Raw genomic sequence first — 12,074 nt, forward strand, 5'->3', positions numbered from 1 at the left:
TACGACACACAGTCTCTGCACCCGCACACATTTGGGTCAGATCCTCACTCGCGCAGGCTGTGTGGATGTTGACATCACAGAACCACAGCCAGAGGTGCCCAGCGGGCCAGCGCAAACCCGACAGCCCCAACATCATGGTCACCAAGAGTCCGGCACAATAGGCGCTTGAGCCTATGGCCACAGCAGGACGCAGATGTCGTATTGTTCATGTCGAACCTTCGGTCTCATGACGACGCGTGAAACTCACTGGTCACAGAATGTTTTGGGCCGGGGAATAGTTCAAAACCCAGGTGGATGGGGCACCGTCGCGGCGGCTGCGGGCGGGTGGGTGAACTTTGCTGTCGGGGGTGACCGGCCCCGGCCGGCGGGCGGCGTCCGTATTGTCGCGACGACCGAGCCAGCCTAGTGATCGACAAGCGAGACAGCGTGGTCAAACGACCTGGACCGCCGACCTGCGTGCCGCATAGGGCGACGAAGTCCTCGATTTCCTGAGCGTCATTGTCCGGGATCGGGCCGTGCCTGCAGCGCCGGTGCGGCGGCGGCCAGCAGTGCGTCGCGGTCTCGGTTCAACGGGGGATAGATGCGTTGGGTGTTGATGGTGACCTTGGTGGCTTTCGCCTGCGCGCCGCGCGAGACCACCTGGCGATCCCACCCCTCGGTGTACACCGCACCCGCCGGTCCCAGGTCGAGAATTGTGGCGTACCAGGGGATCCGGAGCGGGAGCATCGGCTCCCCGAGCAGATCGCCTATGACGTTGTAGCCCGCGTAGCGGCCCATCGGGCGCCCGTGCTGGCATGACATCACCGACAGGTGGTCGTCGTCCACCCGCGCCGCGGCGACGTCACCAGCGGCGAATACTCCGGGCGAGCCGATCACCCGCAGAAAGTCGTCGACCGGCAGGCGACCGAGCCGGTCGCGGTCGGCACCGAGCTGTGCGGTCAGCGGATTCGCCCGCATCCCCGCACACCAGACGACGGTGCCCGCGGCCAGCACCTCTCCGGAGGAGAGCGTCACGCCGTGCTCGTCGACCGCTGCGACGCCGACACCGGTCATCGTTTCGACGCCGTTGTCGGACAGAGCCGCTTCGATCACCGGTCGCGCCGATGCGCCCATGTCGGAACCGACGTAGGGGTTGTGGTCGATCAGCACCACCCGCGGTTCGACGTTGCGTCCGGCGCACACCGTTGCCACCATTGCGGGCAGCTCGGACGCGGTTTCGATGCCCGTGAGGCCGGCGCCGACCACTACAACGGTCGCCGCGCCCCGGTTCGCTCGGCCGTCGGACAGCGCGGCCAGGTGGCGCTGTAGTTTCGTTGCGCCGTCGTAGGTGTCGACGTCGAAGCCGAATTCCCGCAGACCGGGGATATCGGGTTTCGCCACTCGACTGCCCAGCGCCATGACCAAGCGGTCGTATCTCTGCGTGTCCTGTGTCTCGTGGTCCGACACGGTGACGGTGCGCGCCGCGGTGTCGATGGCCGTCACCTCGGCGGCGATGTGCTCGACGTTGACCGGGTCGAGTACGTCGCTCAGCGGGATGCGGCAGGCGCTCAGGTCTGCCTCGTAGTTGCGGACCCGGATGTCGTGGTACGGCTGCGCACTGATCACCGTGACTTCGACGGTGCCGGCCGCGTCGAGTTCGTCGAGCCGCCGGGCCGCTCCCAGCGCAGCCCATAAGCCGGCGAATCCCGAGCCGAGGACGAGGACGCGGTTGGAATCGGTCACACCGCCATCGTGCCAGGTCTGCGCCGAGACGACCGCTGGATCACGCGCGATCGTTCATCCAGCCAAGCTGGTTCCTGGCCCTCCGATGGGCGGCCGCAGTCAGCTCGGCAATCAGCGCGTCCGGACGCTCGACCGTCGGCCTGCGGCACCGGGCCGCCGCCAAAGGATTCCGCGTCGCGGTGCGTTCGAAATGCCAGGAACGCATTGACCATCAGGGCCACGACCGACACCGAGGACCACCGCAGCGATTCGTGACTTCACTCGCGGAACCCCTGAACTCAGCCTTGTGTGAGCCGGGCTACCAGGTCGACGTAGCCCTGCTTGGCATCGGCGCTGCTCGTACCCGCCAACTTGGTCCAGGCGTCGTATTTGGCGCGGTTGACCATGTCGAGCCGACCGGGCCGCTTGCCCTCGACATCACCCTTCGACCCCTGCTTGAACAGCGCGTACAGCCGCAGCAGCTCATCGTTGGCCGGCCGCGAGGTGAGTTTCTTGACGTTCTCCTGCGCGTCGGCAAACGCCTGATCCAGATCCGACATGGGCACCCCTGGCTCTCGGACGGACTCTTCGACGCAATCGTAACGCGGGAGCCGATGGCGCCTGATCCCTTCGCTCGGAGTCGGCGGTGCGCGATCGTGTTTGGGCGGAGCGAGCAGCTGCGGCGGTTTCTGTGGGCCCGAGCACCTCGTCACCCGACAGAGGAGAACGCCCATGCGCACCTTCGTCCATCTGGTCCTGTTCGCATGCGCCATCGCGGTTGCGGTCGGCGCCTTCCTTCCGATCGTCGGCGAAATACGACCGAGCGATGTCGCGCTGGTCGATCTGCGCGACGGCTTCCCTGCCGGGTTCACCTTCGACCAGGTCGAGAATCAGGCCGTGGTGTTCTACATGTCGATGACTGTACTGCTGCTGTCGGCCGCGGTTCTGCTGCTGGTCGCCGCCCTGGTGGGTTCGCGCGCGGCCGGGTGGCTGGGCGTGATCGTGGGGATCGGCACCACCGCGGTGTTCCTGTGGCGGCTCGATGATCGCGTCGGCGACTTCGTCCGCGACAACTACGACAACTTGCTCAGCGGCCACTGGGGGCTGTACCTCGTCGGCGGCGGCCTGATAATCGCGCTGCTCGCCCTGCTGGTGCCGAAGGAACGACCAGCCCCCGGGGGCAACCGACTATAGGCGGGAGACGACGGTGCCGAAGTTGCAGGCGATCATGATCGACACGCCCGGCTCGTCCGAGTAGACACCCATGATCCGGTGCGGGCGGCCCATTCGAGGGCGAGTCGGCGTTCGAGAAGCGGGGTTACACCGAACTGGAATCGGTGTGATGGTCTGCGGCGAGGGGGGTTCCATCGATATGGTCGACGAGGTGGGATTGCGGGACGTTGGTACGGGTTGACAGACCCTTGCGTCACGGCGAGCGAGGTGAACTGAGCAGCCGCGGTGGTGGTTGGACTCAGACTTTGACGGAGGTGTGTATGACGGTCTCGGACACGGTGGCGCCGTTGGTTCGCGCGGTGCTGGGTGCGCAGGTCCCGGTAGGGATCAGGTGTTGGGACGGTAGTCGGAGTGGGCCTTCGGACGCGCCGTGGCAGGTGCACATCGTCAATCGGCGTGGTCTGCGGCGGTTGCTGTGGGCGCCCAACGACCTCGGTTTCGCTCGGGCCTACGTGTCCGGCGACATCGACATCGACATCGAGGGAGACCTGCTCGCCGGACTGGACGTGTTGGAGCAGGTGTCGGACCCGAGCAGGGGCCCCGGTGTACGGATAGACAGGCAGACGAAGAAGGCGCTGGTGACAGCGGCGCTGCGTCTGGGGATCATCGGCCTGCCACCGAAGCCGCCGGCGGAGGAGATGAAACTGGCGCGCGGGGACCGGCACGACAAGGAGCGTGACGCTGCCGCGATCAGCCACCACTACGACGTCGGCAACGACTTCTATCGACTCGTGCTCGGTGAGTCGATGACCTACTCGTGCGCGTATTGGGCGCAGCCGAGCGGGGATCTGGACGCAGCTCAGTACGCCAAATGCGATCTGGTGGCCCGCAAGCTCGGCCTGGCCGCGGGGATGCGGGTCCTCGACGTCGGCTGTGGGTGGGGGACCTTCGCACTGCACGCGGCACGTCAGTACGGCGTGCACGTCGTCGGTGTCACCCTCTCCCACGAGCAGGCGGACTACGCCGGCAAACGGATGGTCGACGCGGGTGTGGGGGAATTGGTGCAGATCCGAGTCCAGGACTATCGCGACGTCACAGACGGCCCCTACGACGCGATCTCGAGCATCGGCATGGCCGAGCACGTCGGCGCAGCGATGCTGCCGACTTACGCCGCGGACCTGTTCGCGCTGCTACGCCCGCAGGGGCGGTTGCTCAACCACGCGATCTCGCGGCGACCACGCAAACCCGCTGCCAGGTTCTCCAAAACCTCCTTCATCGATCGCTATGTGTTCCCCGACGGAGAAATCGAACCGCTCACGACGATGATCGAGGCGCTCGAAGGGGCCGGTTTCGAGGTGCGTGACGTCGAGTCGCTGCGCGAGCACTACGCGCTGACCCTGCGGGCCTGGGTGGGGAACCTGGAGGCGAACTGGGACGAGGCGGTGGCCTGTAGCAGCGCCGGGCGGGCTCGGGTATGGCGGCTGTACATGGCCGGCGCGGCGTTGGCTTTTGCGGCCAATCGGCTCGGGATCAACCAGGTTCTGGCAGTCAAATCCTCCGAACGGGGTGACAGCGGCATGCCCGGTACCCGTGGCGAACTCTTGCAGTCATCAGTGCCTATACCAACTCCGCCGGCTCGCGAACACTGAAACCGTTGGGAAGCACATAATCCGACCGACGATGGGCGGGCGACGGCGAGTAAATCGTAGTAGTGGTACCCACTCATCGCCGATCCTGCCGGTCGGCATGGACGAAGGGGTCCGCCCGGAAGCCCGAGTCGTCGCCGAGATGGATGAATAGGTGCCCTTCGAGGGTTGCGTCATCCATCAGTACGGCCCAGCCGCGCCCGCTGACCTGGTTGCCTTCGTCGTCGCCTTCCCAGCTGAACTCCACAGTGGTGCGGCCGTCGCGTTCGGTGGTCCGGCAGTCCATCGAGCCGCGGACGGCGATGAAGCCGAACTGGCCGGTCCCGTCGCCGGCGAAGTCGATGAAGCCAGGCTCGACGAGGTCGATGGCGTCGCGGTCCCACAGGTCCATCTCCACGATCCGCCATCGACCGGTCAGGCGCCTCATGGGTCCTCCCATACATGTCGCCGTGTGCGGCGTCAGGCTAGCCACCGCGGGGACCGGTGCCATCCGTCGAGGCTAGGCAAACTCCGCTCGCGCGGCAGCATTTCGACTAAACCTACCAGCGCGAAACTAAGGGCGGGCCGCCGCTTGGCCTCGTGTACGACGTCAGTGGTGTCGGTGTCCAAGCGGGCCATGATGCCTCGCCGACGAGGTGTCCTTCGGTGAACTGGGCGTCGATTCGCGACCCAGCGGTGTTGATCGCTGCTGTTGGGAACCCCCAAGGTCGAGGCGCTGTCCGCACAGACGTCGAGGAGTGGGGCTTCGCTCTCGGGGCGGCAGGGCTGGCCCGCGCAGCATCGGATCCACACTTGCCCTCATCGATCGAACCGACCCGAACGCACTGCTCAGTACGTTCGCGGGAATCCCCGTCCGACAGACCTTTGCCGCCCGCCGCCCGCCGCCCGTCGTCCGGTCAGCGGGCGTAGCGCGGGTCGATCGGAGGCAGGGTGGTGGGGCCGAAGTTGTTCGCGATCGGCATCATCGCCTTGAACCAGGTGCGGGCCGGCTCGGTGCCGCCGAACAGGTTGCCGTCCCCGCACGAGCGCAGTGGGCTGGTGCAGATCTGGCCGGGGGTCGGCGAGTCACCGAACACGTAGACGCTACCGGCCAGGTTGTTGGTGTACCCGACGAACGCCGACGACATGTGCGATTCGGTGGTCCCGGTCTTGCCGGACATCGGCAGCTTCCACCCGGCGGCCCCGGCCGCGGCCGACGCCGTGCCACCGGGCAGGTCGTCCTTGCTGAGCGCGTTGGACAGGGTGTCGGCCAGGCCGGGATCGATGACCTGTTCGCACGCCTGCTGGGCGAGCGGGACCGACCGGCCCTGCCGGTCGACGATCGACTCGATCGGCGTCGGCGGGCACCACTTGCCGTGCGAGGCAAGGGTCGCGGCGACATTCGACAGCTCGAGCGGATTGATCCACACCGGGCCGAGGGTGAACGACCCCAGATTCTGGTCTTTCTGCATGTCGGCAAGGCTCTGGTCCCCATATCCGGAGGTGCCCGGCTCGGTATAGGACCGCATGCCGAGGCGCACCGCCATGTCCACCGTCGCGTCCACCCCGGTTTCCTGGAGAAGTTTCACGAACGCGGTGTTCGGTGACTGGGCGAGGGCGTCGGTGACCGACAGTGCCCGGGGATACGGGGCGGCGTTCTGCACGCAGTAGGCCGCCGCCGGGCACCCGGGGGCACCACCGTCGCCCATCCCGCGGGCATCGAACCGGCCGGGCACGTCCAGGATCGCGTTCAGTCGCAGCCCCTTCTCCATGGCCGCTGCGGTGGTGAAGATCTTGAACACCGATCCGGCGCCGTGCCCGGCCAGTGAATAGGGCAACTCCTGAACCGTCTCGGCGGCGGCCGCGTCCAGGCCGTAATTGCGGCTGCCCGCCATGGCCAGGACCCTGTGTTGGTCCTGCCCCGGCTGCACGACGTTCATTACACTCGCGATGTCCGGGAGTCTCGGGTCGGCGTACGTGGATACCGCCGACTTCACCGACCCTTGCACGGCCGGATCGAGGGTGGTGCGGATCAGGTAGCCGCCTTTTTCGAGCTGCTCCCGGGACAGTCCGGCGCTCTGGAGGTACTGCAGCGCGTAGTCGCAGAAGAACCCGCGGTCGCCGGCGGCGATGCATCCGCGGGGTAGGTTGTTCGGTTTCGGGAGCACCCCGAGCGGCGTTTCCTTCAGGGCGCGGATCTCGGCGGCCCGGTCCGGAACATTCACGATCAGGGTGTCCAGGACGACATTGCGGCGCTCGAACACCCCCTCCGGGTTGGTGTAGGGGTTGAGCGCGGAGCTGGACTGCACCATGCCCGCGAGCATCGCCGACTGCGCCAGATTCAGGTCCTTGGCGTCGATGCCGAAGTACGTGCGGGCGGCGTCCTGCACCCCGAAGGAACCGTTGCCGAACGGCACCAGGTTCAGATACCGGGTGAGAATTTCCTCTTTGGAGAGTTCCTGATCGAGGGTCATTGCCATCCGGATCTCCCGGATCTTGCGGACCGGCGTGGTCTCGATCGCGGCACGACGTTCGGCGTCGGTCTTGGCGACCACGTGCAGAAGGTAGTTCTTCACGTACTGCTGATTGATGGTCGAGGCACCCTGTTCGATCTGACCGCTGGTGGTGTTGGTGAAGAACGCCCGCATCGTGCCCTGCCAGTCCACCCCCTGGTGTTCGCCGAACCGCCTGTCCTCGATGGAGAGAATCGCCAGTTTCATCTCGTTGGAGATCTGGTCGCTGGGAACCTCGAATCGGCGCTGATCGTACAGCCAGGCGATCGGGTTCCCGGTGATGTCGGTCATGGTCGTCACCGCCGGCACCACCCCGTCGGCCAGTTCGGCCGAGGAATTACCGACGCTGTCGGCGGCACGGTTGGATGCGTACCCGAGCCCCGCGGCGATCGGGAACATCACCCCGGCCAGCATTACCCCCGCGGCCAGGGTGGCGCCGGTCAGCTTGAGAACAGTCTTGGTATGCAATTCGGCACCTCATTCAACGGTCCACCGGCAACGAATCAACCGGTGCTGGAAAGACTATCGGGCCACGCGGCACGGCCGGGGCGGAAATGACACGCTTGTGGCGCTCCTGCAGGTGGGAGGACGACGTTCGGCTCGGCTACCGCCGGCCGCGCACCGTTGCCGTCGAATACCGGATCACCCCTCTCGACGAGACCCCTCGCCGGCAGGAGGCCGCCGGCCAGGGATCTCGCCGCGGTCACCGTCCAAATCTGGCCTTGGCCTCTGGCGTGACGGGGGTGAAGAAGTTGACGAGATTGCCGTCGGGGTCACGGAACAACAGCGATCGATTGCCCCACGGCATCGTAGTCGGCGTGTTGACGAACTCGGTCGTGACCTGCCTGATCCGCTCGTACTCGGTGTCGACGTCGTCGACGAGGAACTCGATGATCGCGGTGTGGTTGTCTCCTGCACGCGCAGAGTTGGCACCGAACAGCGCGACCGTGCGTGTGCTACCGATCGCCAAGGTGCCCGCGGGCGTCTGCAGTTCGGCGAAGTCGGGCGTTGACCAGCGGACGGGCATGCCGCTGACCTTCTCGTAGAAGTCGACCAAGCGAGCGACGTCGTCGGTGATGACGCGGATCGACACCAGGCTGTGCGGCGGGCTGGGGGCTGAGCTGTCAGTGTTCATGACGAGCACGCTACGGCGAATAGCGGACAGAATCCGCCCGGTATTGCGATACTTTTGTGGTGACCCGTCCCACCACCCGGATACTCGCCCTGCTCGAGATCCTGCAGTCCGGGGGCACCCGCACGGTTGACGACCTGGCGGACCGGCTCGGCGTCGACGAGCGCACCATTCGTCGCTATGCCGTCCACTTGGCCGAGCTGGGGATCCCGGTGCGATCAGTGCGCGGCCGGTACGGCGGTTACCGATTGGCGCCCGGGTTTCGCATGCCTCCCCTCATGCTCACCGATGATGAGGCCCTTGCCGTGCTGTTGGGGCTGGTCGCCGGACGTCGGGCGGGTCTGCTGACCACGTCCGTCGCCGCGGCCGAGAGCGCCGCGGCCAAGGTGCAGCGCGTGCTGCCCGAGGCGCTGGGACGTCGGCTGGATGCGCTGCTGCAGGCCACCGACTTCACCGTCCGCGGCCGCCCCGTGATCGAGTTGGAAACGACCGTCCTGCTCTGGCTCGCCGAGGCCGCGCGGGACCGCACGCCGGTCGCCGTCAGCTATACCTCCCCGAACGGACGGCGCAGCGAGCGGATCGTGCACCCGTACGGCATTGTCGCCCATTCCGGACGCTGGTACGTCACGGGCGCAGACTCTGCGAGCGAGGAGACCCGGACCTTCCGACTGGACCGGATCACGGCGGTCGAGCCGCAAGCGGGAACCTTCGACCTCCCCGACGGATTCGATCCCGCCGAGCGCGTGCTGTCCGGGCTTGCCGAGGCGCCTTGGCGGCACGCAGTCTCAGTACGCGTCCAGGGCACGGCCGAGCAGGTCCGGTCCCGGCTCCCGGCGGACATCGCCACCGTGCACGACATCCCCCATGTCGACGGCTGGGTCCGAGTGCGGCTGCGCGCCGAGCGGTTGGACTGGGTACCCACTCTGCTTGCCGGGTTAGGTCTTCCGTTCGCCGTCGAGCATCCCGACGCGCTTCGCGGTCTCATCCGATCACTGGCAGAACGACTCACCGCCGCTGCCGACGACATCGTTCACCCCGGTGAGTCGTCTCCTGACGGCGAGGCCCTCGATCGCGACCTCGGCTGATACCGGCGGTCGCGGTGTCGCAATCGCATTGGCACCAACACAGATCTGCGCAGATGCTTCGTCGACGAACTGGAGGACGGCGCGCCGCTGCCATTCATCGGGGCGCTCTCCGATGAGAGCCCGTGGCTTTCGAAGCTGCCTCATCGATAGCAGCTACCTCTGGAGAGCCGCCACCTCGTCCTCCACGGCGACCAGGGCGATCGAGTTCCAGTGCAGCACAGCAGAGACTTCGTGAGCGTTTCACGATCGGCGGGCGAAAGGTTGAGTACACCGAGATCGCAGGGGCCGATCACTTCGACGTCATCGACCCGCTCCACAGCGGTTGGGTGCAAGCAAAGAATTGGTTACGCCGAAACGCCCTCAATCGCCGCTGGCGGGTATGATTCTTGACCGGTGTTTCGGCCCCGACACGCTGAATGAATGCCGGAGCACCGCAACGGCACTTCTTCGACAAGTCGATTCCTGTCGTGCGACCCTACATACCATTGCCGATCCCATCGATGTGGTGCGGGCCGCATACCCCGCCGCCGTCGGTATCCCGATGTGGCCGGCGCGCGCTGCAGCCGTACCACATCGGTGATGAGCCGGTCGGACACGTCGTATCATGGCGGTTCACCGGGGGAATTACTACCTCGTACGTTGTGGAACCGCTGTCGAGGATGACGGAGTCGCCATCGGCAACGCGATTGGCCGTGAATTGCGCAAATGGTCAAACTTTTCGGCTGTGCGTCTGGCTACCCCGCGTCGGCGCGGTGCGCGGTGCCGAAGCGGCGTTGGTAGGCAGCCGGGACATCGATAGCTCCCGCACGAAGACTCGTCGTAGCTTCTCGTAGCCGGGGAATCCGGCGAGTGATGCTGCTTGCGTTACGTTGTGTTGTGTCCCTGGCCAGGTAGGGCCCTTGCCATGTCGAATCGGACCAGCTCGACGTACCGGGCCGGTGTGGTGGACAGCTCGGTTCGACAGAGTCGGGTGAGGTGTCGAGGGCTCACGTTGAGGTGTCTGACGAGTTCGGTGAGTGAGTGGTTCGCGGCGGGGTCCGCCGTCACCAGATCCACAATTCGGCGGAGGACTGGAGTTCGCGGCGGTGGGCCTTGGAGTGGGGCAGAGAACTGCGATTGCCCGCCCGCGCGCTGCAAATAGACCACCAGGCGTCGGGCGACGGCGCGCGTCAGGTCGGGGCCGTGGTCGTCTTCGACCAGCGGCCAGCGCTAGGTCGATGCGGGCGCTCACTCCCGCGGACGTGTACGTGGTGCCGTCGCGAATATAGAAGGAGTCAGGTTCGACGAGGGTCGTCGGGTGTCGGTCGGCAAGTTCGTGTGCGATTTCCAGTGCGTGATAGCGCATTTGCCCTCCAAGAGGCCGGCCGCCGCGAGGATGAATGCCCCTGTGCGGATGGAGCCGACCGAGCAGCTCGCGTCGCCAGGGCGCCGATGGCCTCGACGACGTCACGGGCGATGGCGGTTCGCGGGTAGGTGTCGCCGCCGGCCACGAGGAAGGTCGGCGGCTGGCTCCGATCCTGCGTTGCCGTCAAAGGATATTTGTATGCCGATAGAGGACGCTGTCGATCGGTGTCACCGCGGATGAGGTGCAACCGACCGACATACGCTCGGAACTGCCCGCTCACAGAGTGCAGGAAGGCCTCTCCGTGGAGGTATCAGGCTGAACGAGAAACTGGACCCGGCGATGTTGTGCGCCGGCCGCGATCGAAGCTCATCCATCAGCTTGAAGATCGGCCCGACGGCGTCGCCGGGTGCTCGACGAAAACGGGATCGCGTCGACGGCCCGATACGCTGCGCCGACGCCTTCTCATGCCGAATGCCGGTCATTTCCGGTGCTGATGCGGTGTGGGGGAGTGCCAAAACCACGGCGCAGCCGCGAACGGACGAACAGTGGGCCGCCGTTCTCCTCCGGGCCCAGGCGGAAGGCGAGCGTCATCGACGACAACACCTCACTGGCCGAGCGTGCCGTGCCGGATTGGCAGGCAGCCACACCGGCATGACGTCGGCTTGCGATCGGGCTGCCGTTGAGGGCGATCGAACCCCGGACCACCGCCGCGATCTTCGGGGGGCTGGGTGTACCAATCCCTCACCGAGACGGACGCCCGGATCACCATTCCACCCGAGACCGGTCGCGGAGGCTCGCGTGTCCATGTGATGGATCAACTATCCGTTGTGAGCCAATTCGTCAATGCGGCTCACTATTTCGCCTTCAGGGGCTGTCACCGCGGTGGCCGCCGCGCGTATTGCACTACGAAGGTTACCTCTCCGGTGGGTAGGCATTCAGGAGTTGTTGCACTATCTGAGGGTCGCAGTCAACACTCTCCGGAATGCACTTCCAGAGGGTGTTGACGAACTTCGCACGCGACATTCCATACTTGACGAAAACGTCTTCATCGGAGGCGCCTCCGAATGGTGCCCACGTCCGCGCGAAGGCAATGAAGTCCTCCACATCCTTACGGGGTCGAGGAAACTGCCTCTCGCCCCGCCGCTGGGCCTTCCTTCGACGGTAGCGTCGTACATCGTCTTCAGTAGCAGCTGAATTTTTCATTGACATTGGTACCTTGTGATGAGGTTCGTGCGTTTGCTGGACTTCCGGTAGGGAGATCGACTGCGAGCGTGTCGCCATCGAGCAAAGAACAGAGACGTTCGCAGCTGAAGGCCCGCATGCCTGTGCCCTGGATGGGGACGTATGACATGACCACACCTTGCGGATTGAACTGATATCAGTTTGAACTTAGCGAAAGGCAGCATGTGATGTCAATCACTGAACATGGGTCAACCCACTCAACCGACCGCGCAGGATGCGAGAGGCACGTCTTCACGCAGCCCAGCGCGGCGCTGAGCG

At 65.8% G+C, this 12,074-nt stretch carries 8 protein-coding genes and 1 pseudogene; 3 read left to right on the forward strand and 6 right to left on the reverse strand.

The genetic code is table 11. The annotated features are described in order from the left end of the window. Positions 1-495: 495 nt before the first annotated feature. The gene (locus ACFWAY_RS06555) at positions 496-1,722 is read right to left on the reverse strand and encodes an NAD(P)/FAD-dependent oxidoreductase (protein ID WP_378510189.1); all 1,227 of its coding nucleotides are present in this window, start codon (positions 1,720-1,722) and stop codon (positions 496-498) included. A 278-nt stretch (positions 1,723-2,000) separates the two neighbouring features. Beyond that, the gene (locus tag ACFWAY_RS06560) at positions 2,001-2,261 is read right to left on the reverse strand and encodes an acyl-CoA-binding protein (protein WP_378510190.1); all 261 of its coding nucleotides are present in this window, start codon (positions 2,259-2,261) and stop codon (positions 2,001-2,003) included. A gap of 172 nt (positions 2,262-2,433) precedes the next feature. Between ACFWAY_RS06560 and ACFWAY_RS06565 the strand changes: the two genes are divergently transcribed. Together ACFWAY_RS06565 and ACFWAY_RS06570 are read left to right on the forward strand one after the other, a co-directional pair. Beyond that, positions 2,434-2,895: a hypothetical protein gene (locus ACFWAY_RS06565; RefSeq protein WP_378510191.1), complete on the forward strand. Its 462-nt coding sequence runs from the start codon at positions 2,434-2,436 to the stop codon at positions 2,893-2,895. Positions 2,896-3,194: 299 nt separating this feature from the next. Further along, positions 3,195-4,523: a class I SAM-dependent methyltransferase gene (locus ACFWAY_RS06570; protein ID WP_378510192.1), complete on the forward strand. Its 1,329-nt coding sequence runs from the start codon at positions 3,195-3,197 to the stop codon at positions 4,521-4,523. A 73-nt stretch (positions 4,524-4,596) separates the two neighbouring features. Here the strand turns inward: ACFWAY_RS06570 and ACFWAY_RS06575 are convergent, their stop codons facing one another. The 3 genes from ACFWAY_RS06575 to ACFWAY_RS06585 all read right to left on the reverse strand — a co-directional run bounded on the left by ACFWAY_RS06575 (position 4,597) and on the right by ACFWAY_RS06585 (position 8,147). Further along, complete coding sequence (locus ACFWAY_RS06575) at positions 4,597-4,947, reverse strand: hypothetical protein (RefSeq protein WP_378457288.1); 351 nt, start codon at positions 4,945-4,947, stop codon at positions 4,597-4,599. A gap of 469 nt (positions 4,948-5,416) precedes the next feature. Further along, entirely contained in the window at positions 5,417-7,480 is a 2,064-nt protein-coding gene (locus tag ACFWAY_RS06580; RefSeq protein WP_378510193.1) for a transglycosylase domain-containing protein, read from the reverse strand. 235 nt (positions 7,481-7,715) lie between these two features. Next, positions 7,716-8,147, reverse strand: coding sequence for a VOC family protein (locus ACFWAY_RS06585; protein WP_378457290.1), 432 nt, complete (start codon positions 8,145-8,147; stop codon positions 7,716-7,718). A 59-nt stretch (positions 8,148-8,206) separates the two neighbouring features. On the opposite strand from ACFWAY_RS06585, the gene ACFWAY_RS06590 reads away from it, so the two are divergent. Next, positions 8,207-9,229 carry a helix-turn-helix transcriptional regulator gene (locus ACFWAY_RS06590; RefSeq protein ID WP_378510194.1) on the forward strand — a complete coding sequence of 341 codons (1,023 nt, stop codon included), beginning with the start codon at positions 8,207-8,209 and terminating at the stop codon, positions 9,227-9,229. 734 nt (positions 9,230-9,963) lie between these two features. On the opposite strand, the pseudogene ACFWAY_RS06595 reads toward ACFWAY_RS06590, so the two are convergent. After that, positions 9,964-10,789, reverse strand: a pseudogene (locus tag ACFWAY_RS06595) (GlxA family transcriptional regulator); the annotation flags it as partial. Positions 10,790-12,074: the final 1,285 nt, after the last annotated feature.

The organism is Rhodococcus sp. NPDC059968 (assembly GCF_042738615.1).
Classification (GTDB): Bacteria; Actinomycetota; Actinomycetes; order Mycobacteriales; family Mycobacteriaceae; genus Rhodococcus_F.

Excerpts from the sequence above, each read along its gene's own strand:
- ACFWAY_RS06565 (WP_378510191.1), top strand. The coding sequence starts at position 2,434 with ATGCGCACCTTCGTCCATCTGGTCCTGTTCGCATGCGCCATCGCGGTT.
- ACFWAY_RS06585 (WP_378457290.1), bottom strand. The coding sequence starts at position 8,147 with ATGAACACTGACAGCTCAGCCCCCAGCCCGCCGCACAGCCTGGTGTCG.
- ACFWAY_RS06575 (WP_378457288.1), bottom strand. The coding sequence starts at position 4,947 with ATGAGGCGCCTGACCGGTCGATGGCGGATCGTGGAGATGGACCTGTGG.
- ACFWAY_RS06560 (WP_378510190.1), bottom strand. The coding sequence starts at position 2,261 with ATGTCGGATCTGGATCAGGCGTTTGCCGACGCGCAGGAGAACGTCAAG.
- ACFWAY_RS06570 (WP_378510192.1), top strand. The coding sequence starts at position 3,195 with ATGACGGTCTCGGACACGGTGGCGCCGTTGGTTCGCGCGGTGCTGGGT.